This is a genomic window from Candidatus Poribacteria bacterium (assembly GCA_021295715.1).
Lineage (GTDB): Bacteria > Poribacteria > WGA-4E > WGA-4E > WGA-3G > WGA-3G.
Genome location: JAGWBV010000049.1, coordinates 1 through 22,115 on the forward strand (window position 1 = coordinate 1; position 22,115 = coordinate 22,115).

Consider the following 22,115-nt stretch of genomic DNA (forward strand, 5'->3'; position numbering starts at 1 on the left):
TTAGAGTCTTTATGAAAGGATACCTGCTTTTCTGCTTTCTATCATCTTAATTCTTAAAATTGTCCAAACTTTAGTATTTATATCATAATATCATATATTAGTCCAGATAGGTCAGTCAACTTCTTAGATAGAACTCGGGTTACTCATTATAATTTTCAGAGTAACTTCGGATAACCCTTGGTAAAATTCGCCTAAAATCCAGTCGTAGCTTAGGTTCAAGGACATCTATGAAAATCATTGCTGCCCAGTTTACTCTGAATACTCTGAAATTAGTGCCATATACGACGCAAAAACCTATACCTCGAAACTATAGTGAATTATTAAAATATGTAAATATCTCACGAAACACCAAACCATTTCACAAGCAGCTGGCGAGGCACAGAATACCGCCTGTCCACAATGTCAAAGTAATTGAATCGGGTTAAGGTGAACACTTTCATTGTTTTTTAATTCCTGTTTGCGTAATTTTACTTGACAAAATTTTAAATTTTTAAATAATAATTAAGAGTGATTACACGTTTGTAGTTTGAGGGTGGATTCTCCGCTCTCAAGAACCTGAACCTCCAAATTTAAAAAGGAGAGAATATTTAGGAGGGATTAAAATGATTCGAGTGTTTGTTTCTACATTCTGTATCGTCCTGCTATTGGGTGTAATGCTTCTCGTCATGCCAGCGAACGCACAGCGAGATGAAGCAACAGTCGCTGCGAACTGGGACTTTAACGATGGGAGTGCCAAAGACACCTCAAAAAAAGGGTTAGACGGCAATTTTACTGGAAAACCGCAAGCCGTTGATGGCATTGCCGGAAAAGCGTTGAAGTTCAACGGCAAAAGCGATGGCATCAAATTTCCAGATTCCGAGGATATCAACACGGGTGGTCCTTATACAAATAGGACGGTTGCGGCGTTATTCTACTGCGATGATGCAAAGATTGATGATCGGAAGCAGGTAATCTTCGAAGAAGGCGGTGCAACACGGGGCTTAATACTCTATGTGCATGATGGTAAAGTCTACGCTGGCGGTTGGAATCGCGCCGAATACAACTGGAACGGTGCCTGGCCTTTTGCAGACATTAAGTCCAATCAGTGGTACCACGTCGGTTTGGTGATTCGCGACGCAAGGGACAAGGTAGAGAGCAAAAAGTTTGAGATGTGGCTCGATGGCAAACGTATTGCCCAAGAAAAGGGTGGGCAACTCCATGCACACGGCGACGATATTGGTGTCGGTCATCTCAATCAGAATACCGTCTATCATGATGGCGGTGGCGGGGGACAAACCGACGTTGACTGGTTTGGTGGTCTCATTGACGAAGTGCTTGTCTACGGTTCCGCTTTTGACGAAGCCGATTTTGCTGACCTCGCGTCCCCCCTGAGCGTTGAACCACAAGGCAAATTCACAACAACTTGGGCACACCTGAAAGCCCAACGGACTGAAAGGTAACCTCAACCTCACAAATTGGGGTTCAACACCAACAATTTATAAAGGAGATTTGCTACAATGGTGAAATATCGTTTTTTTTCTGTATTGAGTGTTTTACTCATGCTTATCGCTGTAGCGACTTACGCTGCGCGAGACGAGGCGACTGCCGAGGGAGTTTGGAATTTTGACGATGGAGATGCCGCGGATACCTCCGGAAAGGGCTTGGACGGAACAATTGTCGGAGATCCTGAGGTCGTTGATGGCATTGTTGGCAAAGCACTGCTTTTTGACGGTGAAGATGATGGCGTTAAGCTCCCTGATTCTGTCGGTATTAATACCTTAGCACAACCCGACTTCTATACTGACCGGACGATCGCCTGCTACTTTAACTGCACAGATGTGGGTGTCACAGAACAGAAGCAGACGATTTACGAGGAAGGCGGTCGGACGAGAGGTCTCGTCATCAACGTCTTTGAGGGGCAGCTTTATGTGGCTGGCTGGAACCGAGCCGAATACAATTGGGACGGTGCTTGGCCCTCTGTCGCGGTAGAGTCCGGAGTTTGGTACCATGTTGCCTTGGTTATCCGAGATGCCAAGAACGAAGTCGAAGCGGATAAATTCGAGATGTGGGTTAACGGTAAACTCGTCGCGAGTGAAGAAGGCGGCGCACTTTATGGTCACGGCGACGACATCGGTATCGGGCATGTCAACGCCAATGCCGTTTTTCACGATGAAGATGGCGAGGGGACAGATATCCACTATTTCGGTGGTATTATAGACGAGGTTATCGTCTATGGCTCTGCTTTTGATGAAGCCGATTTCGCTGAGTATGTTGGTGCCGTCACGAGCATTGAACCGCAAGATAAGTTTACCACTACATGGGCGACGATCAAGGCACAACGCACACTGCGATAATAGTTATCGGCAGTCGGTTGTCAGTTGTCAGTAAAGAGGCTTTTGCTAAACATCACCTCTTATGCTGACGGAGAATCGGAAGGATTTTTTGGGTAAAATTCGCCTGATGGCTGACAGTTAATTGTTTTCCTGTAGGGCGAGGTCTCTGTATCTCAGCCCTACACTTCATTTAAAGGGGACAGAATATGTTAGGAGCGATTATCGGGGATATTGTCGGATCAATCTACGAACCTAAGGATCGTCGGATTAAGACCAAAGATTTCCCTTTTTTCGGCGAAGACTGTCGTTTCACAGATGATTCGGTCTGCACGACTGCTGTCGCTGATGCTCTTTTACACGACCTTCCGCCAGGGGAGACGATGCGAAAATGGGGGAAGCGGTATCCAAAGTGTGGTTTCAGCCAAATTTTTAAAAACTGGATTTACGCTGAGACGGATGCACCCAACTGCACTTTCCGTAACGGTGCGGCGATGCGCGTCTCACCGGCTGCGTTTCTGAACCAAGATGATTTGGATGCGGCACTCGTCGCTGCTGACAAAGTGACCGTTATCAGCCACGACCATCCGGAAGGCATAAAAGGTGCTCGGGCGACGACTCACGCCATCTACCTCGCCTTCCGAGACGAAAGTCCTACAAGTATTCGCGAGACTCTCACTGCCGAGTACGGCTACGACCTGACACAAACAGTGGACGATATCCGTCCAGATTATGCTTTCGATATGACGTGCCAAGGCACAGTCCCACAGGCGGTTACATGTGCTTTAGAATCAGAAAATTACGAAGACGCTGTGCGCAATGCCATTTCTCTTGGCGGTGATTCCGATACCCTCGGTTCAATTGCGGGTGGTATCGCAGAAGCACTACACGGTATACCTGACAAAATTAAAGAAGGGGCAAAGGTGCGCTATCTCGTCAAAGCACCCGACATGCTCGAAATAATCTCGGAGATGTATCAAATATCGGAAGGTTAAATCTGCAAAAGCGCGTACACATATTATGAATGATCAAGCGTTTAATGCCACTTTAGAGCATGATAGATTTTACGACTGCTCTACTACTGATGCTGGCGAGGTTTCTAACCTCGCCTCTTTAGAATGTGGTCAACGAACTGCGACTCTAACCTGTCTTGTCCTCTTTTTTTTTCTGATTCCGTTTTCCGCGCTACCCATAGAACCTCCTATCCATTTCACAGAAGTTACCGATAGTGCCGGTATCCGCTTTACGCATGCCAACGGTGCGATGGGTGAATTTCACCTGCCTGAGACCCTCGGTGCTGGTGGGGCATTCCTCGATTATGATGACGATGGTAACCTTGATCTTTACCTCGTCAATAGTGCTGCGCCAAGTGCACTTTTCAGAAATAACGGCGACGGCACTTTTACAGATGTTACTGAATCTGCTAAAGTCAACAATCAGGGAAGTTATGGACACGGTGTCGCCTGCGGAGATTATAACAACGATGGTTACGTGGACATTTATGTAACCAATTTCGGTGCGAACCGGCTGTATCATAACGACGGCGACGGGACATTCACCGATGTCACCACTCAAGCAGGCGTAGGCGATACCCGTTGGAGTAGTAGTGCGACTTTTTTCGATTACGACAGCGATGGCTATCTTGATCTCTACGTCGTTAACTACGTCAACTATAGATTAGATGGATCCGCTCCTATCTGCTTGGAAAACCCTACGTTCGGTGCAACCGAGAAAGTTCGTGGTTATTGTCACCCAAAGCACTTCCAAGGTGCCCCTGATAGACTCTATCGGAACAACGGCGATGGCACTTTTACTGACACTACAGATGTCGCCAATATTCGGGATCCGGGGGGCATGTTTCTTGGCAAAGGATTAGGTGTTGTTGCCGCAGACTTTGATGCCGATGGCAATCCAGACATTTACGTTGCTAACGATGACACGCCAAATTATCTCTTCTACAACAAAGGGGATGGAACGTTTGCCGAAATTGCTATCCTCACAGGTTGTGCCTACAGCGTGGACGGCGTAGCCCAAGCCGGTATGGGTGTTGATGCAGGAGATTATAACGGCGATGGTTTTCTTGATATCTTCGTCACCAATTTCTCTTACGAGACAAACACCCTCTATCGGAATAACGGAGACGGGACGTTTACCGATGTGAGTTATAAGACGCGGCTCGGTGAAGAAAGTTATCTCTTTTTGGGGTTCGGAACCGGATTCTTCGACCCCGATAACAATGGCTCCCTTGATATTTTCGTCGCGAACGGTCATATCTTTCCAACTGTTGAGCGGACCACAGATGTTCTCTCATATAAGCAACCGAATCAACTCTACTGGAATCAAGATGATGAGACGTTTGCCGAGATGCGATTTGAAGGTCGAGATGCTGTCAGTCGTGGGACCCTTTTCGGAGATTATGACAACGATGGCGATACAGACCTTCTTATCACGCAGCTGAACGACAAAGTGACACTCCTCCGAAATGAGAATCACACTTCCAACAACTATCTGCGTCTCAAACTGATCGGCACCCGCAGCAACCGTGATGGCATCGGGGCACGCGTCACATTGACGCTCGGTCCTGAATCCGAAACGCGTGAAGTCCATCGAGGATACAGTTACCTCAGTAGCAACGATCCGAGGTTGACTTTTGGGCTTGGGGAGCGGACTATTGTAGATAAACTCCAGATTCGCTGGCAAAGTGGTGTTGTGCAGACGTTGGAAAACCTCGCGGTGAACCAAGAACTTGTCGTGGCCGAACCCCTGCCAGCTAAATGAAAAATCAAGTGTTAAATTGGCGTGCCACAACCGATTGTTCCTGCCAGATTTGCGCATCGGATGCCAAAATGGCTTAGTGGTTATCAGTTATCAGTTACAAGAAGGTGTTGCTAAACGAGGGAACGCCAAGGCAAAACGCTTCTTAACTGAAAACTGAAAGATTTTTCACAGAAAAACCGAACCGACAACTGACAACTATTAAAATGGCATAGATCTTGCTATAGCTATACTATATAGAGGCCTTATGTCTTTCCCCTCAACAAAGTCCCCCCGATAAGCGGGATTTAGGGGAAGGAATAATTAAAGAATGATTAGAATCTGAGTACAAACTACAGCCAAAACGCGCAGCCTGCAACAATACGCAGAAATACCCAAGCAAAAACACGCAGGCGGATATACGGAAAGTAAGCGCATTTAACCAACTCAACTCACCGAACCGCAAGGAACAATTAAAAAATGAGATTTGACAGATTTACAATTAAAGCACAAGAAACACTCGAAGCAGCACAAGACGTAGCAACAGATACCCAAAGCCCTGAACTTGGGGTTGAACATCTGATGTTGGCTCTCATCGGGCAGACGGATGGAATTGTTACACCGATTTTTCAGAAGTTAGGTGTTGATACTGCTGGCATTACATCTGCGATTGAAGGCACTGTTCAAAAAACACCGAAAGTCCAAGGCGCAGCAGCTGAAATGCGTATGGCTCCTGCTCTACGATCCGTTCTGGATACTGGTTTCAAAGTAGCAACGACCCTCAAAGACGAATACATCAGTACAGAACATCTCCTGATAGCATGTGCAGAGACAAAACAGAGCGAAGTCGGCAAAATACTTCGGGAAGCGGGTGTAACAAAAGACAAGATTCTTAAGGCACTCGTCGATATCCGTGGCACGCATCGAGTAACCGACCAGAACCCGGAGGATAAATATCAGGCACTCACTCGGTTTGGCAGGGAACTCACCGCAGAAGCGACTTCTGGGAAACTCGATCCAGTTATCGGGCGGGATGATGAAATCCGGCGCGTGATGCAAGTCCTCTCCCGCAGACGGAAAAACAATCCGGTTCTGATTGGTGAACCCGGTGTCGGGAAAACGGCGATCGTAGAGGGGTTAGCACAACGTATCGCTGATGGTGATGTTCCAGAAAGCCTCCACGATAAACGGCTCATCGCCCTCGATTTAGGAGCACTCATCGCGGGTAGTAAGTATCGTGGTGAATTTGAAGATCGCCTGAAAGCGGTGCTTACCGATGTGGAACAGGCAGAGGGACAAGTGGTGCTCTTCATCGATGAACTCCATACCATCGTCGGTGCGGGCGCAGCGGAAGGTGCAGTGGACGCTTCAAACATGCTCAAACCCGCACTGGCACGCGGTGAACTCCGGTGTATAGGCGCGACCACACTTGATGAGTACCGCAAACACATTGAGAAGGATGCCGCCTTGGAACGCCGATTCCAGCCGGTGCAAGTAGAAGAACCATCGGTTGAAGACACGATTGCCATTCTTCGGGGCTTGAAGGAACGCTATGAGACGCATCACGGCGTGCAAATTCAAGACAGTGCCATTGTCGCCGCAGCTACCCTCTCGAAGCGGTATATCTCTGAACGGTTCCTACCGGATAAAGCCGTGGACTTGGTAGATGAAGCCGCCTCGCGGCTGCGCATTGAGATCGACAGTGTGCCGGAGGAGATTGACGAGGTGGAACGTCGGATCATCCAACTCCAAATAGAGCAACAAGCATTAGAGAAAGAGGAGGACGGTGCATCACAACAGCGTCTTGAAAAACTGATAGCTGAACTTGCCGAACTCAAAGAGAGAGCGAACGCGCTCAAAGCCGCGTGGCAGAACGAAAAAGCGAATTTGACGCAGATCGGCGAATTGATGGAACAGATCGAAACACTCCGTATTGCGTCGGAACAAGCCAAACGCGCCGGCAACCTCGGCAGCGCATCAGAGATTGAGTACGGCAAGATACCGGAATTGGAATCACGGCTCAAAACGGTCCGAGAATTGCTGGAAGCGGATACCCAAGGAACACAGATGTTAAAGGAGCGCGTGAGTGCGGAAGACATCGCTGAAATTGTAGCGAAGTGGACCGGTATACCTGTTTCTCGACTCATGGAAGGTGAAACTCAGAAACTCCTCAACATGGAGGACCGTTTACGCGAACAGGTGATTGGACAAGATGAGGCGGTCAGTGCTGTCTCCAACGCGATTCGCCGCGCGCGCGTCGGTCTCGGTGATCCCGATCGACCGCTCGGTTCTTTCCTTTTCATGGGACCGACGGGCGTCGGTAAAACGCATCTCGCCAAATCGCTCGCCGAATTCCTGTTTGACGATGCGAACGCCATGACACGCATTGATATGAGCGAGTACATGGAGAAACACACCGTCTCACGATTGATCGGCGCGCCCCCGGGATACGTCGGTTACGATGAAGGCGGACAACTCACCGAAGCCGTCCGACGACATCCTTACTGTGTTATCCTGCTTGATGAAGTTGAGAAGGCGCATCCGGAGGTATTCAACGTTTTACTCCAGATGCTCGATGACGGCAGAATGACGGACGGCCAGGGACGCACCGTCGATTTCAAAAACGCAGTTGTCATCATGACCTCCAATATCGGGAGCCAGTGGATTAGCGACGCACTTTTGGACACAAAAGAGATTCGTCGGAAAGTGATGGAAGCCGTCCAGGCGCATTTCCCGCCTGAATTCCTGAACCGTATTGACGACCTGATTATTTTTGACCGACTCGGTGTCGAGGAATTGAAACGGATCGTCACGTTGGAACTTACGCAACTCAGTCACCGCTTCGCTGAAAGGGAGATGACCCTGACGCTCTCTGAATCTGCGAAAGGGGAATTAGTCGAACGCGGATTTGATGCGGTGTACGGTGCGCGACCGCTCCGGCGCACAATCCAGCGGGATATCCTCAATCCGTTGGCGATTCAGATGCTGGAGAGCACCTTCGACGATGGTGATGCAATCGCTGTTGATTTTGAAGACGAGAAGTTCATCTTTCGGAAGGCGTAATCTAACCGCTATCGGGTGAGGTCTCTGTGCCTCACCCGCTTTATATAAATCTATCCGCTCTAAAATCAGCGAAATCGACTTGACATGCGGCAAGTTTTGATGGTATCCTTTAGCATAAAAGCGAAAAGAAAAATATAAGAGAATAAATTGCTGAAGGAGGGGAAAATGAAACGTTTTGGCACCCAAGGTCCTGTGCATCCATCGGAAAACTACTTCGTTCGACGCGCAGAAAAAATTAACGATTTCATCAACCGTATCAAAGAGGGGCGATATATTGTCATTTTCGCGCCGCGTCAAACAGGTAAAACTACCTTTTTCCAGCAGGCCTTCGATAAGTTCATAACAGAAGTCCGAACCTACTTTCCAATCCCGCTGAATTTTGATGTGTATAAAAATCTCTCATCTTCCGCTTTCTACGGGCATCTCTACCAGCAGATGCGCCAAGGCATTGAGCAGGTCTATCAAAAGCGCGGGGCTACACCTTCCAAAAATTTAGCACAATTCTTGGCAAATACAACACTCACCGATCATCTCTCACTGCTGGAATTCTTTAGGGAATTTGCAAGTTTTCTGAACGCTGAATATGGAGAACAGAAGGTTGTTATTGTCATCGACGAGTTTGATGGTATTCCCCAAGCAGTTCTGAGCGATTTTCTTCACACCCTCCGTCATATCTACATTGCTGGTAAACCCCGGTGCCCCCACAGTGTTAGTATCATTGGTGTCAAGAGTATTACCCAACTCAACTATGATCGCTCCATCTCCCCATTCAACATCCAAGATGAGTTTGACTTGCCAAATTTTACACTTGAAGAGGTGCAAGAGCTTCTTGGACAATATACAACGGAAACACACCAAGCCTTCGCGCCTGAAGTTATTATATCTCTTCACAAGCAGACTGCAGGCCAACCCGTACTCGTCAACCGATTGGCACAGATTCTCACAGAGGAACTTGACATCCCGAAAACTGAGACGATTACCATGTCACACTTTACTACAGCACATACACAACTGTTGCGAGGCAGAAACACTAACATAGAGCATTTGACAACCAATATTCGCAGAGATCCGCGTTTTGAAAAAATCCTGATGAGAATTACAGCATACGAAGATGGACTTGATTTCAACCTACGCGACGAACTCATTAATGAACTTGCCACTTATGGTGTCATTTCTGAAGGGTCTGACCGTATGTGCGAAATCGCCAATCCAATTTATCTATACTCCATCCTACGAGCATTCAAACCGACAGTAAACGGATTGGAAGAGGAATATTTCCCCGCAGATAACATCACAGGCTTCCAGACTTACCTCACAGATACCGGACAGATTGACATGCAGTCGTTACTTGATAATTTCTGCGACTTCATCGCGCGTGCAGGTTTTCGGATTCTGCAAGTGCCCCAAACCCCACAAGAGTCTGTCGGACGACATCTCCTCCTCACCTATATTGATCAGTTTGTCCAAACAGTAGGGGGTAGCATGTTCCTTGAAGTGCAAACGGGGCGCGGTAGAATAGATATCTGCATCATCCACAATCAACGAAAATATATCGTTGAGACCAAGATTTGGAGAGGCGAGCATCGTTATCAGGCAGGTAAGCAGCAACTCGCTGCGTATCTCAAGTTGGAGAAGGCACTCGAAGGCTACTACGTCGTTTTCGACCACCGTGATGTCCCAAAGCCGCGGATAGAGACAGAGACAGTGGAAGGATTAACGATACGCAGTTATGTCATTCCTGTTGCACAACAGAGCCCCTCATCACCTCAAGATGAAACAGAGAGGAGCCGATAATGCTTAAACACATTATAGATCCCGAAGTTGAAGAATACGAGGATGTTTACGGTGATCATGAATACTTCGCAGCCCAAGAGATGCAGCAACGGGAGGGAATGCTCTTGAAACAGGGCAGTGAATTCAAAGTCTCTGTCTGGCTAACACCTGAAGACACTGAGGTTTTGATAAGACTTGCTGAGGAACTTGGCATCCCAGCCGGTGAACTGATTGAGAAATGGATTCTTGAACGCATTGATGAAGGATGAGACAGGGACACCTAACCTTTTACATATCGACCTGGGTCAGAGGCATTCAATTGTCGGCTTTCTATCCATTTTTGTAAGAAATCGCGACCGGGAGATCGCTCCTACAGCAAGAAGTCGGGAATCGGAGTGTTTTTGCAAACGCTAAAATCCAATGCGAAGAAAGTGTTTCCCCCCTCCTACAGAAGAATTGAATGCCTCTGGAAACTCATCAAACTTCCCTTGACATTTCAAGCCATGCAAGGTATAATTGAGAAAACATATTAGCAGAAAGCCGGAACGCAATTATACCCATGAATCGAATTGATAAAAAATTTCAAGAACTCCGAGATCAAGGTGCCAAGGCATTTATGCCGTATCTCTGTGCCGGAGACCCAAGCCCCGAACTTACCTCCAAACTCCTCCTGACACTTGAGGAAGCAGGCGCAGACCTCATCGAACTCGGCGTTCCCTTTTCCGATCCAATTGCAGACGGACCCACCGTCCAACGCGCAAGTGAACGCGCGCTCACCCATCGCATTTCACTCCAACAGATCCTTGAGATGGTCGCGGCTCTCCGCCCACAGACGGAGATCCCCATCGCGCTTATGAGCTACTATAATCCTATTTTTCGGATGGGAGAGGACGCATTTTGTAAGGCGGCACAAGGCGCAGGCGTTGACGGTGTTATCGTCCCCGACCTGCCCCCGGAACAAGCACAATCGCTCCTTGAAGTCGCACCGAACTATAGCCTCTCCACGATCTTTCTTGCTGCACCGACAAGTCCGCCGGAACGGATGCAATTGATCGCCTCGGTCAGCACTGGATTTATCTATTGTGTATCAGTCACAGGTGTAACGGGGGCACGGACGATGTTGTCGGACGAAATCGCGCCCATGATTGCTGAACTGCAAAAACACACGGACAAGCCAGTTAGCGTCGGTTTCGGTATATCAACACCGGATCAGGCAACACAAGTTGCACAGATTGCTGATGGCGTGATTGTTGGAAGTGCTATTGTCAATGTTATTGAAGACAATATGGACAACGAAGCCAAATTGCTCGCTGCAGTGAAGCAATTCGCATCAGATTTGGCAAATGGGGTAAAGGCGTAAGGATCTTCTGAATTTAAGGAATGGAGGGTTCTCACACATGGCTTACAGCAATTTCACTTTAGAAGCAGTCCAAAAAGCATTTCAACTGGAAGCGATTCAGGCTGTAGGTATCTTTTCCGAAACAGAGCCGATCGAACCGAGCGTGGAGCTTACGAACGCGTTGGCTAAAAAGGTCCCATTAGCCGTCGCTATAGGCACGGAGAAGGCAAAGTCGGAGATGATTGTTGCAGACCTTCTTGTCGAACTCCGAGAGCATTTTGAGCATCGCATTAGTCTCTTTTCGGGTATTGATTTCAATGTTGATACCGAAAACGATTTGACAGGGGTGTGTGATTTTTTGGTGAGTCTGTCCCCAAACCAGTATTATTTGGAGGCACCTGTCATCATTCTCGTTGAAGCGAAGAAGGATGATCTCATAACAGGTCTCGGCCAATGTGTAGCGGAGATGATCGCTGCGCAACGCTTTAATGCCGAAAAAGGGAACGATATTCCGTGTATTTATGGTGCCACTACGACGGGAGTTAATTGGCTCTTTCTCAAATTGGAGGGCAAGCAACTCCATATTGACATGTCTACTTACATGCTCGAACGATGTGATAAAATTCTCGGCATCCTCGCAAGTATGGTGTCGCAAAAAGTATGAGATAACGATTTCGGATATGCTCTTTTTCTAAAAGCACACGGCGGATTTCCTGCAAGATTTCTTCAGATGTGTAAAGATGTACTTTTTCCTGACATTGATATATGAGTCCAGCAGCCAAACCTGTAGTGAGAAAGGCGCTTACTGCCATGACACTATCAAGAACAACGCGAGGCTTTCTTCTCATATTCTTCCTGACGAAGTTCGGCAACTGCGTGTTGGATATCTGCGGAGACCTCCGCTTCGCTCACACCTTTGTTTTTCTCATGAACATTATTCATGACGCGTTGAAGTTCATTCCAAGCCGATACCTTCGCTCGTTTTGGAGGTAGTTTGCCGGTTTTCTTTTTAGAAAAGTTTGGCGTAATCACGATTCGACCATCCTCAAGTTTTGCTTCCGCAATATCGCCTTTCTTGAGCCCCAAAGTATCCCGGATGTATTTCGGGATGGTTACTCGACCATCCTGAAGAATCTTAATTTCTGGCATTTCCTCTCTCCTTTATAATCTTTCCGATATTATATCAGATTTTGATGAAGAGTGCAACGCAATGGTTTTTAGCCCAAGAGTGCTACAATAATCACTTACATCCCGCGCTTGATGTCAAACTCCGCCTCAAATGCTTCCCAAATGTCTTCCGAGATGTCAGCCGTCGCCGCTTCATATCCGTCTTCTACCTGCGCTTTATCCGCAGGACCGAACATCACAACACCCTCTATGGGTGCAGCGAGACAAAACTGCATCGCCAAATGACGGATGTTGACCCCGCGTTCCTGACACCATCTCCACATTGCATACGCCTTGGGTTCAGCGTCAGGATTACGGCGGCGTTCGTCTTCGACTTTCGGTTCCACTCCAGTCAGACTTCCCATACCTAATGGACTCGCGAGGATGATGCCGACATCGTGTTCGCGTGCAAGCGGTAAGGTTGTCTCAGACACAGATTGAGATAAGAGCGTATAGTCTAAGAAGGTAAGGATAATGTCAACATGCCCCGTCTCGATAAGCTCTTTGTGGAATTCATGGGAGCGGACACCGGCACCGATATGTCGAATATGACCTTCCGATTTCATTTCTAAGAGCGTATCCAGGGCACATCCGGGTGACAACACACTCTCCATATCAATCGGATCGTGGATGAGGACAGAATCAAGGACATCCGTGCGTAGACTTTTGAGGCTGTTTGTGACACTCCAGCGTGTCCCATCTGCGGAGAAGTCTTTCCGTCGTTCCGGGTGTGTGCCTACCTTCGCCTGCAAATAGACCTTTTCCCGCAACCCATCGGAGAGTGCCTCGCCCCAGAGATGTTCCGCGTGCCCCGGATACGTGTCGATATAGTTGATACCGAGTTCGATGCCGTGACGGATTGCACCGATAACTTCAGCGTCTGGTTTTTGCCACATCCACGCCGCGCCGAGAGCCAGCGCGTTCGGACGCATCTCAGTCCGACCCATTCGTCGGGTTTCTAATTTTGTGGTAGTTTCCATTTTTCAATTCTTCCTTGCGGATAAATGAAGCAGCTTTAGATTTTGACGGTTTCAGCGTTCGAGCCGCCTGCGCCGTTGTTGCAGGCTTACTGCTTTGTTTTATTAAGTTTCAGTAGGACAAACTTCCTCAATTATGCTGCGGGTTATGGAGAACCCGATGGAGCGTGCCTACTATCTTGCGAGTGCTCGTTTTAACTTATGCGTGGATTCGGCGAGTGACGCTTGCAGATATGGATACGGGAAACCACCCCACCGATCCGGCGGCGGTTCGTGGGCTTGCGCAATTTTCAGGTTCACAAAAATAGGTCCTGTTTCATTCCAGATCGTCGGGAGAGCTTGCTCAAGTGCGTTTGAATCGTCAAATTCATAAACCTGCTTAAAACCGACCCCTGTCGCAATCGCGGTCCAGTTGAAACCTGACTTGCCAACAGGCACTGGTTGATTGCCTGTTACTTCATAGGTGCCGTTATCACAAACGAAAAGTAGATAGTTAGGAGGTGGCGTATTCAGAGCGGTAATCGTCGCCAATGTCCCTAAGCACATCAACATGCTCCCATCACCGTTGAGCACAATCACCTTTTTATCGGGTTTAGCAAGTGCAATGCCGAGTGCGAAATCGGCGGCGTGTCCCATCGCACTTCCGACGGAGGCATAGTCCAACGGATGCGTTGATATTTTGCCCCATGGCACCGTGGTTCCCATCGTCGTGACGACGATTTCGTCTGTCCGCTGGTTTGCGATGCGTTGTAGACATTCTTCCTTGATGAGCATAATTTCTCCCGTTTATTTGAGACTACTTTTCTTCCTCTTTCGGTAAGAATTTGATATGTGGCGGGGTCCTCAATGCAGTCGTTGTGATTTGAACATGTTCCGCGAATTCCGTCTCGGTCTCAATGCCATCAATACCACCACCCCAGATAGCAAAGGTCCGATAATTGAGCCTACCTTCCGCATCAGGGGTTAAGATAACTGGCAAAAGAGAGCTGTCCGATGCCTCGTGCTCAGCATTGTCCCGCAGGTCTCCTATAGCGGCTTGCTCCTTTGTACCGTGTACTTCGCGATGCGTGAAGGCAATGAGGGCAAAGCCGAGTGTGTCTATGTCGCTTGGATCTGTCCCCCAACTCCATATCCATCCCTGTTCTCTGTCCTCTTCATAAACACCGTTGAGGTGTGGGATACCTGTAGCAATAGCATAATCCGTTGCGAGATTACCATCAATATGGACATGATGTTCGATCCACGAATTATCTCCATAGATGAAAGTGGTTAATGTCAACTGGTGGGTCTTATCTTGAACTTTCCACGCTGGGACAATGCGCTGGACAATAGAGCGAATGGAACCATCAGCGAGAATACGGACGTAATCCCCTTCCGTGGGTAGTGGGATCATCTCCTCTTTTTCTTTATGCCACAGTGCAATTCCGCCACAACCTATTAGACCCTCAGAACGATTTAGCGCAACCATTCCGGGTGTCTCAGGTTCGAGCAGCGCGTTCAACGATAAGCCAATCGATTGCACTATATCCAACTGCCCTTCTGTTGTAGCTTCCTGCTCAAGATCGGTTTCAATATTAAACGATTTTCGGATAAAGTAGATTTCTTGATTCTCAAGATCACGGACAATCCACTGTTGCTCTGGTTTCTCTATTTCTATTTGGACCTGTTGGGAGAGGGTAATGCCGTTGTTCTCAAAATGGTGTCTGAGTTCTGGTGAGAGTGGCCTTCCGTAATCTAATTCGGGTTGAAACATCGCATCCACGCTGAACAATTCTGCTCGTTTCTTACCATAAGTGATGAAGGCACCGTTCGGCTTTAATAAATACGCAATCAGATTCGATTCCATTGCTGCCACGACGTTGAGTTCAGGAAAAATAGCGGCGCGCGTCTGTTTATTAATATCCAGTGTTAACGTCGCTTTGACATTCGGATCGTAAAGAATGGAAATCTCTTTTGTCTGTTCGGGCTCTAAATCTAACAGAAAACAGAGTTGATCGAGTTCACCGTCATAGTCCAAGTCATCTGCTTGCGCTGGAACCATCACTTCTCGTGGAGCTTTTCCGGTAACCACAGAATAGGCTTTAAAAGTGAAATCGGGATTCACTTTTCGGAGTTGTGCCCCGGTCAACACAATCGGAATCTTTTTTCGAGGGAGAGGTAATGTATTTTGGATGGAGAGGCGGATCTTGCTAATCTTCTGATCACCGCCGGGCATCGTACAAGCACTGAATATCAACAGTGTACCTAACATAAGCGACAGGTAAAAGAGGGACTGTCGGTGGTCAGTTCCTATCGGCGGTCGGAAGAGAAGATTGGAAGATTGGAAGATTGGAAGATTCGGAACACGCGCCGTTCTATCTTTCCTGTCCTTCATCAACGTTTTCTTCTTGCTGGATGACCAACCTGTTGTATGCGCCTGAGTGTTGTTTTGTTGATGTATAATCAATTGTCTTTCCTTTTTTTATCGTTGTCAGTTATCGGTTATCAGTTATCAGTTAAAGAGGGCACTGGGAACAATCTTCCCAAACTTGGAATAGTCCAACAGCAACGAAGATTGTCCCAAAATATCTCTTAACCGACAACTGATGACTGACAACCATTGAAATTACAGGTCGGGTAGCACTTCAAGCAGGCGTTCAACTTCAGCTGGAGTGTTGTAAAAATGAGGAGAGACCCTGACTCCGCTTCCACGTTCCGCTGTAATTATCTTCTCAGCGTGGAGTTTCTCATAAATTTCAGAAGGTGTGTGTTGTTCACTTTCAAAAATAACAATCCCCGCTCGATCTGAATCTGCTTTCGGTGTGATAACACGATAGCCTTTGGCTTCCAATCCTCCTGTTAAACGTTTCGTGAGTTCCAGAATGCGCGCTTCAATTGTAGGGATACCGATATCAAGGAGTAAGTCAACCGCTGCTTTGAGTCCATAAAGTCCGACGCTGTTGTAAGAGCCTTCCTCAAAACGGGTTGTGTCCGGTTTCTGGGTTAAATCGTAATTGAGAAAATCGCGTGGGTTTACGACACTCGACCAACCAACATTGGTATTGATGAGTTGATCACGTTTTTCGTCTGCACAATAGAAGATTGCCGCGCCCTCGGGTGCCAATAGCCATTTATGTCCATCGGCTGCGAGAATATCAACATTACAAGCTTTCACATCCACCTCAATGGCACCGAGGCTCTGGATAGCGTCAACGATGAACCAAATACTATGTTCTCGGCACAGATCTCCGAGTGCCTGAATATCGTTTCGGAAGCCGGAGGCGAACTCTACATGACTGATTGTCAAGGCACGTGTACGTGCGTCGATAGCGGAAGCAATATCATCGATATGAATGCATCCATCTCGCTCGGGCACCATGCGCGTTTGAACACCGTAGCGTTCTTTTAAGCTCCACCACGGATAGATATTGGCGGGGAACTCAACCGCTGTTGTGACGACATTATCGCCTTCTCGCCAATCAATACCGTTCGCCGCGATAAGAATACCTTGTGTCGTATTCTTCATGAACGCGATTTCTGTGGTATCGGCATTGATGAGTTGTGCCGCCGCTGCGCGACAAACCTCAGCCGTTTCCGCCCATTGCTCAGCGTTTACGGCACCGTTCACAGTCGCATCCTCTATAAAACCTGTCATCGCGTCCTGCACCCGACGCGATAACGGGGCAACCCCGGCATGGTTCATATAGATATAAGATTCAGTTACCGGAAATTCAATTTTAATTATTCCTTGCGGAGAAACAACGCCCGTTTCGACTTTTAGGTGCGTTGCTTATATCCGCCCTCCATTTCATTACGGGCTACCCATTTTGAAGTATCTTAAGAAAACCCTTTATCTATTTTCTCACCAAAGATGTAGCCTGCAACATCGGGGCATGGTTTTTGCTTGGGTGTTTCTGCAGGTCTACGGAAAGGCACGTCACAGATGAAAACCCGCCTCACCGAACCGCAAGGCAAAATTAAAGAATCGTGTAGTCTTTTACTCGTTTTGCGTTGGCATAAGTGATGAGTTCACCAAACAAACCAGAGCAGAATACGAGGATGCCACCCGCGATAAAGATAGCACTCGGATCCGATGCGCCAACGTCCAAAATTTTCAGCAACAGAGAGTTGACAGGCGTAAGGAGGAAGATAGCACCGAGTCCGAACAACGCAACGCCGATGGGTCCTAAAAACCGAATAGGTCTCCGTTTACACTGAATGAGAAAAAAACGCGCGAGTGTCCCTAATGTGTCTGAATCTTTTTGGGCGTGCTGAATTTTGTTCTCAGCTATCCAGCCAAGTATCAGTAAAGCTATCGCTAAGCCGAAGCAACTCAGTGCCGTAATGTTAGCATTCCCGAATAAAACACGTCCTAACACGAAGAAAGGAAGGCTTAGGAACGCAGCAACGCGAAATGCTCTCTGCTTCGGACGGAAAAACACATCTGACAATCGCTGCAGCAGTGATGGTTTTTGTGGATCCGGACGCGGTGTAAAAATAGAGATGATAAACTTGAAGGCGATAATGTCGAGCATCACACGCCAGACTCTACCAAGCCCGTACTTGCTTTCTCCGAAACGTCTCGGGTGATGTGTGACGACAATTTCTGCGATACGCGCACCTGCGACTGTAGACATCGCAGGGATAAATCGGTGCATCTCTCCATAGAGCGGGACCTGTTTGATAACGGATGCTCGGTATGCTTTGAGCGAGCATCCATTGTCATGTATAGGGACGCCCGTTACCTTGCCAATTATCCAGTTCGCGACGATAGACGGGACGCGCCGCGTTAAAAATTCATCCTGCCGTTCTTTGCGCCATCCACACACCAAATCGTAACCTTCGTCCAATTTCTTGAGCAGTTTCGGAATGTCGGCTGGATCGTTTTGTAAATCACCGTCCATACTGACGATCCGCTGCCCTTGTGCGAATTCAAAGCCTGCTGCCATTGCTGCTGTTTGTCCGGCATTCTTTTCAAATCGAATGACTGCGAGCTGCGGTTTCTGTTTGCTTAGTTCCGAAAGCACGGCGAAAGTTTTATCGCTGCTGCCGTCATCCACGAACAACACTTCATAAGAATCACCGATTGTATCACATACAGATTGGATTTTTTCAAACAATAGGCGAACGTTTTCTTCTTCGTTGTAAACGGGGACCACGATGGATAGGATCAGTTTTTCGTCCATTTTTAGTAGTTTCCAGTTCACTTCCTACCCTTGCCAGTCTGGGGAATTTAGCAAGATCTGATGCGCTTCAGTGAGCGAGTCAAACGTTCCTGCGTCAATCCATTTTCCTTGGACAAGACTGTATTCAAGTTCCCCACGCTGAATATATGCGTTGTTGACAGCGGTTATTTCGTATTCCCCGCGTGCTGAAGGTTCAACTGTACGGATGATGTCGAACACGGATGCGTCATAGAAATAGACACCTACGACTGCGTAATCGCTTTTCGGACGTTTCGGTTTCTCTTCTATCGCAACGATATGCCTCCCATCCAACGTTGCCACGCCGTAACGTTCAGGATCGGATACCTGTTTGAGGAGGACGCGAGCCCCTTGTTGTTGCGCGTGGAAGTCGTTAACGGCTTGCTGGATTGAGGTTTCAAAGATATTGTCACCTAACAGAACAGCGACGTTGCCACCGCTGGCGAACCCTTCTGCCAATGCGAGGGCATGCGCAATGCCTTTGGCTTCCTCTTGCACCCGATAGGTGAGTTCACACCCAAAATCATTCCCACCGCCCAAAACCTTCACGAAGTCTCCGACGTATTGCGGATTCGTCACGATAAGGATATCGGTGATGCCTGCAGTTGTGAGCTGTTTGACACTATGAAACACCATCGGTTCGTTGCCTACAGGCAGAAGGTGTTTACTGGTAACTTTGGTGAGTGGATGCAAACGGGTGCCGAGTCCACCTGCGAGGATTACGCCTTTTAATGTTTCCTTGCGGTTAAACATCATAGGTTTGCGCTCCTGATTTCGCGGTGAGGGCTAAGGATTTGGACGTTTTTAATTCTTTGGACCCCGTCCGGGGAAGGTGAGTTCAGCAACACCCGACTTATCCAAGTCCCCCAATCCGTGTTCAATCATCCGATCATACTGTGCCTTCGTCGCCTGTGCAAGTGGGAGAGAAATACCAGTATCGTCTGCCAAGTCAAGGGCAATCCCTGAATCTTTGGAGGCATGGGCAGCTGAGAAATAACACTCATGATCGCGTGCTTCCATGTCTTCTCCGTCGGTTTCCAAGACGCGTGAGTTTGCGCCTGTCTGTGCGAAGACCTCCTGCAACATTGCCAAATCTAATCCAAGTGCGGCACCCAAGCCGAGCCCTTCAGCAAGACCGGCTGTATTGATATTCATTACCATATTGACGAGTGCTTTTACTTGTGCTGCTTGACCGGCTTCACCGATGTAGCGGAGCGAGATGCTCATTGAATCCAGAATAGCGCGTGCCCTGTCGAATGTTTCCTTTTTCCCGCCACACATGAGGTAGAGTGTGCCTTCTCGTGCTTGTGTGATACTACTTGCCATACACCCTTCAAGAGTCTCAGCACCATGCTTCGCCGCGAGGTGCTCAACATCCACGTGGACTTGGGGGCTAATTGTAGCACAGTTAATAAAGACTTTGCCGGATGCGCCCTGAAGGAGGTTGTCCTCTGCATCGTCCGAGAAAATTGTCCGCATCGCCGCGTCGTCAGTAACCACAGTGATGATATAGTCTGCGAGCGCCGTAACGTTCGCGAGTTCTCCTGCCGCTGTTGCCCCGATTTCTGCCGCGAGTTCTTGTGCGCGTTCGTTTGCAACGTCGTACACAGCAGTAACATCAAAGCCTTCGTCATTGAGATGTCGGGCGATGTTCGCCCCCATTCTGCCTACACCCACAACACCAATTTTGTAATCAGCCCTATTTTGTGACTGTGCCATGTTTGCCTCCTTGCTATTGTTAATTTTCACACTGCAAGCCTATTTGAGTAAGTTATTCAGCGATTGGAATACCAATCGTTTTATGCAAGCCCAATTTTTACATATCTACAGATGTTTGTCAAGTTTTTCCTGTTAGTGTTTGTCTGTTTCTATAGATGTGAGCTTCGGATTTCGCACAAATCTTGGAAAGAATCAAAACAATTGGAATTTAAAAAATGAAAAAAAGAATTGACATTTTTTTTAAATTTCGTATAATGTTCAGAACAACGAACGGGAGCCGGTTAAATCTGTTGTTCTGTCTGAAAATATACCGGCACATTTCTATTTTCCTAAGGAGGACTCACAATGAACCGTTTCACACACGGCTTCGGTCTCCGAATAGATCGGGCCTATCTTCTCATCTTTGCCCTCGTTTTTCTTGCAATGACGATTAGCGGGTGTACCGGCATGAGCAGCATTATTCCTCTTGGTGCCAAGCTTCAGAACGCCGACAGTGCGTTTGACGAGGCGGAAACCATAGAGGTGCGCGACGATGATCCAGCAAAGATGGAGGAAAATCGCAAAAGACAACAGGAACTTTACGATAGAGCGATAGCCCTCTATTCAGAGGTCATTGAACGCGATACGAAAGGGAAGTGGGCACAGCGCGCACACTTCCAGATCGCTAAAGTCTATAAACGCCGCTACGATTGGGATAAAGCGGTTGAGCATTATCAAGCTATTGTTGCGTTAGACCCCACTGGATATTACGCAAACGAAGCGAAAAGTGGCACGGCGAATATTCGAAAGAACCGCGAGGTCATTAAGGCGAAGCGGGCTGAATACCAAAACTATAAAGCTATTTACGACGATTCGCCAACAGATGAGACCTTTAACATCGCGGCAGAGGCACTCTACGAGGTAGCGCGTGCTTATGAAAGCTTGGAAAATTATACCGAATCTATCCGCAATTACGAGCGAATGGTCGAAGAATTTCCTGAGCACCCCAAAGCACCGCAGGCGCAATTCCAGATTGGCAACGTCTACTTTTATACCCTCTTCGATTATGGAGGCGGCTGGCCCGCCTTTGTCGGTGTCGCTGAAAAGTTTCCAGATTCTTACGAGGCTTCGCAGGCTGGAACGCTCCTGAAACAGACGAATGAAATCCTGATAGAGATTAGTTTCCTAATGGATGAAATTAATAAGTTCCGCAATAAGAAAGCGGTCGAATATCAAAAGACCGGACGGAAAATTACGCCTGCTGACATGTGGGTGATGGGATATAGTGATCAGGTCGTTCAAAATTTCCAACAGATTGGGGGCAATTGGGAGAAACTTCGCAACTTCCCCCGTGCCATCAATGCTTACAAGACGTTGGCGCGAGATCTATCTCATAAGAAATTTGCCTCCGCAGACGCACTGTATCGTACCGGTACCCTTTATCAACAAAATGCTGAGTACGAGCGTGCAATTGAGGCATACGACAATCTGTTTGAAAACGCTCCGGAGTCCGTATGGCGAAACGAAGCCGTCTACCAACAGGCGGTTTGCTATCGTTCCATTCGTGAATTCGGGGCTGCTTATGAAGGGTTCAAAGCCTATATGAGCATTACAAAGGGAGATACACCCTACCTTCGCGAAGCAGAACAGATAGTCCGGCAGTATGAACTTGATCAGGACGAAGACGGGTACAAGTTCTACGAGGAACAGGAAGCGGGAACGTCTGACCAAGATGCCAGTTCTCATCCCGGCATGGGCAGCTAATCCGAAATTTCCAGGGAAACCCCCCTCCTATACTCGGTTTCCCTCTGCTGCTTTCATAGAAGAGTGATCGGTCGTGTGCTGTAGGGCG

General features: G+C 47.9%; 18 protein-coding genes. 10 read left to right on the plus strand and 8 right to left on the minus strand.

Features of this window, described 5'->3' with window-relative positions; genetic code table 11:
- The first annotated feature begins 602 nt into the window (after positions 1-602).
- The 9 genes from J4G07_13290 to J4G07_13330 all read left to right on the plus strand — a co-directional run bounded on the left by J4G07_13290 (position 603) and on the right by J4G07_13330 (position 11,902).
- Positions 603-1,439 carry a hypothetical protein gene (locus J4G07_13290; GenBank protein MCE2414968.1) on the plus strand — a complete coding sequence of 279 codons (837 nt, stop codon included), beginning with the start codon at positions 603-605 and terminating at the stop codon, positions 1,437-1,439.
- A 57-nt stretch (positions 1,440-1,496) separates the two neighbouring features.
- A complete protein-coding gene (locus tag J4G07_13295; protein MCE2414969.1) occupies positions 1,497-2,333 on the plus strand; it encodes a hypothetical protein in 837 nt (278 codons plus the stop codon).
- 185 nt (positions 2,334-2,518) lie between these two features.
- Entirely contained in the window at positions 2,519-3,304 is a 786-nt protein-coding gene (locus J4G07_13300; GenBank protein MCE2414970.1) for an ADP-ribosylglycohydrolase family protein, read from the plus strand.
- A 268-nt stretch (positions 3,305-3,572) separates the two neighbouring features.
- Positions 3,573-5,087 (plus strand): CRTAC1 family protein, encoded by a 1,515-nt coding sequence (locus J4G07_13305; GenBank protein MCE2414971.1) that lies wholly within the window; start codon positions 3,573-3,575, stop codon positions 5,085-5,087.
- A gap of 456 nt (positions 5,088-5,543) precedes the next feature.
- Positions 5,544-8,126 carry an ATP-dependent chaperone ClpB gene (gene clpB, locus J4G07_13310; protein MCE2414972.1) on the plus strand — a complete coding sequence of 861 codons (2,583 nt, stop codon included), beginning with the start codon at positions 5,544-5,546 and terminating at the stop codon, positions 8,124-8,126.
- Positions 8,127-8,291: 165 nt separating this feature from the next.
- Positions 8,292-9,920, plus strand: a complete 1,629-nt coding sequence (locus tag J4G07_13315; protein ID MCE2414973.1) for an AAA-like domain-containing protein — start codon at positions 8,292-8,294, stop codon at positions 9,918-9,920.
- On the plus strand, positions 9,920-10,168 hold the full coding sequence (locus J4G07_13320) for a hypothetical protein (protein MCE2414974.1): 249 nt from the start codon (positions 9,920-9,922) through the stop codon (positions 10,166-10,168). The genes J4G07_13315 and J4G07_13320 overlap by 1 nt, the downstream gene beginning before the upstream one ends.
- Positions 10,169-10,458: 290 nt before the next feature.
- Positions 10,459-11,259 carry a tryptophan synthase subunit alpha gene (gene trpA / locus J4G07_13325; GenBank protein ID MCE2414975.1) on the plus strand — a complete coding sequence of 267 codons (801 nt, stop codon included), beginning with the start codon at positions 10,459-10,461 and terminating at the stop codon, positions 11,257-11,259.
- 37 nt (positions 11,260-11,296) lie between these two features.
- A complete protein-coding gene (locus J4G07_13330; protein MCE2414976.1) occupies positions 11,297-11,902 on the plus strand; it encodes a hypothetical protein in 606 nt (201 codons plus the stop codon).
- Positions 11,903-12,057: 155 nt separating this feature from the next.
- On the opposite strand, the gene J4G07_13335 is transcribed toward J4G07_13330, so the two are convergent.
- The 8 genes from J4G07_13335 to J4G07_13370 form a co-directional block, all read right to left on the minus strand.
- Positions 12,058-12,387: an AbrB/MazE/SpoVT family DNA-binding domain-containing protein gene (locus J4G07_13335; GenBank protein MCE2414977.1), complete on the minus strand. Its 330-nt coding sequence runs from the start codon at positions 12,385-12,387 to the stop codon at positions 12,058-12,060.
- Positions 12,388-12,482: 95 nt separating this feature from the next.
- Positions 12,483-13,385, minus strand: coding sequence for an aldo/keto reductase (locus J4G07_13340; GenBank protein ID MCE2414978.1), 903 nt, complete (start codon positions 13,383-13,385; stop codon positions 12,483-12,485).
- A 171-nt stretch (positions 13,386-13,556) separates the two neighbouring features.
- Entirely contained in the window at positions 13,557-14,156 is a 600-nt protein-coding gene (locus J4G07_13345) for a thiamine pyrophosphate-binding protein (GenBank protein MCE2414979.1), read from the minus strand.
- A 22-nt stretch (positions 14,157-14,178) separates the two neighbouring features.
- Entirely contained in the window at positions 14,179-15,756 is a 1,578-nt protein-coding gene (locus J4G07_13350; protein MCE2414980.1) for a DUF4861 family protein, read from the minus strand.
- Positions 15,757-15,987: 231 nt separating this feature from the next.
- Complete coding sequence (locus J4G07_13355) at positions 15,988-17,064, minus strand: aminotransferase class V-fold PLP-dependent enzyme (protein MCE2414981.1); 1,077 nt, start codon at positions 17,062-17,064, stop codon at positions 15,988-15,990.
- Positions 17,065-17,338: 274 nt separating this feature from the next.
- Positions 17,339-18,547 (minus strand): glycosyltransferase family 2 protein, encoded by a 1,209-nt coding sequence (locus tag J4G07_13360; GenBank protein MCE2414982.1) that lies wholly within the window; start codon positions 18,545-18,547, stop codon positions 17,339-17,341.
- A gap of 24 nt (positions 18,548-18,571) precedes the next feature.
- Entirely contained in the window at positions 18,572-19,318 is a 747-nt protein-coding gene (locus tag J4G07_13365; protein MCE2414983.1) for an NTP transferase domain-containing protein, read from the minus strand.
- Positions 19,319-19,369: 51 nt separating this feature from the next.
- On the minus strand, positions 19,370-20,284 hold the full coding sequence (locus tag J4G07_13370) for an NAD(P)-dependent oxidoreductase (GenBank protein MCE2414984.1): 915 nt from the start codon (positions 20,282-20,284) through the stop codon (positions 19,370-19,372).
- Positions 20,285-20,629: 345 nt separating this feature from the next.
- Between J4G07_13370 and J4G07_13375 the strand changes: the two genes are divergently transcribed.
- Positions 20,630-22,027 carry a tetratricopeptide repeat protein gene (locus J4G07_13375; GenBank protein ID MCE2414985.1) on the plus strand — a complete coding sequence of 466 codons (1,398 nt, stop codon included), beginning with the start codon at positions 20,630-20,632 and terminating at the stop codon, positions 22,025-22,027.
- The last annotated feature ends 88 nt before the right edge of the window (positions 22,028-22,115 follow it).

Excerpts from the sequence above, each read along its gene's own strand:
- J4G07_13300 (MCE2414970.1), top strand. The coding sequence starts at position 2,519 with ATGTTAGGAGCGATTATCGGGGATATTGTCGGATCAATCTACGAACCT.
- J4G07_13335 (MCE2414977.1), bottom strand. The coding sequence starts at position 12,387 with ATGCCAGAAATTAAGATTCTTCAGGATGGTCGAGTAACCATCCCGAAA.
- J4G07_13355 (MCE2414981.1), bottom strand. The coding sequence starts at position 17,064 with ATGAACCATGCCGGGGTTGCCCCGTTATCGCGTCGGGTGCAGGACGCG.
- J4G07_13330 (MCE2414976.1), top strand. The coding sequence starts at position 11,297 with ATGGCTTACAGCAATTTCACTTTAGAAGCAGTCCAAAAAGCATTTCAA.
- J4G07_13305 (MCE2414971.1), top strand. The coding sequence starts at position 3,573 with ATGGGTGAATTTCACCTGCCTGAGACCCTCGGTGCTGGTGGGGCATTC.
- J4G07_13345 (MCE2414979.1), bottom strand. The coding sequence starts at position 14,156 with ATGCTCATCAAGGAAGAATGTCTACAACGCATCGCAAACCAGCGGACA.
- J4G07_13360 (MCE2414982.1), bottom strand. The coding sequence starts at position 18,547 with ATGGACGAAAAACTGATCCTATCCATCGTGGTCCCCGTTTACAACGAA.
- J4G07_13370 (MCE2414984.1), bottom strand. The coding sequence starts at position 20,284 with ATGGCACAGTCACAAAATAGGGCTGATTACAAAATTGGTGTTGTGGGT.
- J4G07_13340 (MCE2414978.1), bottom strand. The coding sequence starts at position 13,385 with ATGGAAACTACCACAAAATTAGAAACCCGACGAATGGGTCGGACTGAG.
- trpA (MCE2414975.1), top strand. The coding sequence starts at position 10,459 with ATGAATCGAATTGATAAAAAATTTCAAGAACTCCGAGATCAAGGTGCC.
- J4G07_13375 (MCE2414985.1), top strand. The coding sequence starts at position 20,630 with ATGAACCGTTTCACACACGGCTTCGGTCTCCGAATAGATCGGGCCTAT.
- J4G07_13365 (MCE2414983.1), bottom strand. The coding sequence starts at position 19,318 with ATGTTTAACCGCAAGGAAACATTAAAAGGCGTAATCCTCGCAGGTGGA.
- J4G07_13315 (MCE2414973.1), top strand. The coding sequence starts at position 8,292 with ATGAAACGTTTTGGCACCCAAGGTCCTGTGCATCCATCGGAAAACTAC.
- clpB (MCE2414972.1), top strand. The coding sequence starts at position 5,544 with ATGAGATTTGACAGATTTACAATTAAAGCACAAGAAACACTCGAAGCA.
- J4G07_13350 (MCE2414980.1), bottom strand. The coding sequence starts at position 15,756 with ATGAAGGACAGGAAAGATAGAACGGCGCGTGTTCCGAATCTTCCAATC.
- J4G07_13295 (MCE2414969.1), top strand. The coding sequence starts at position 1,497 with ATGGTGAAATATCGTTTTTTTTCTGTATTGAGTGTTTTACTCATGCTT.
- J4G07_13290 (MCE2414968.1), top strand. The coding sequence starts at position 603 with ATGATTCGAGTGTTTGTTTCTACATTCTGTATCGTCCTGCTATTGGGT.
- J4G07_13320 (MCE2414974.1), top strand. The coding sequence starts at position 9,920 with ATGCTTAAACACATTATAGATCCCGAAGTTGAAGAATACGAGGATGTT.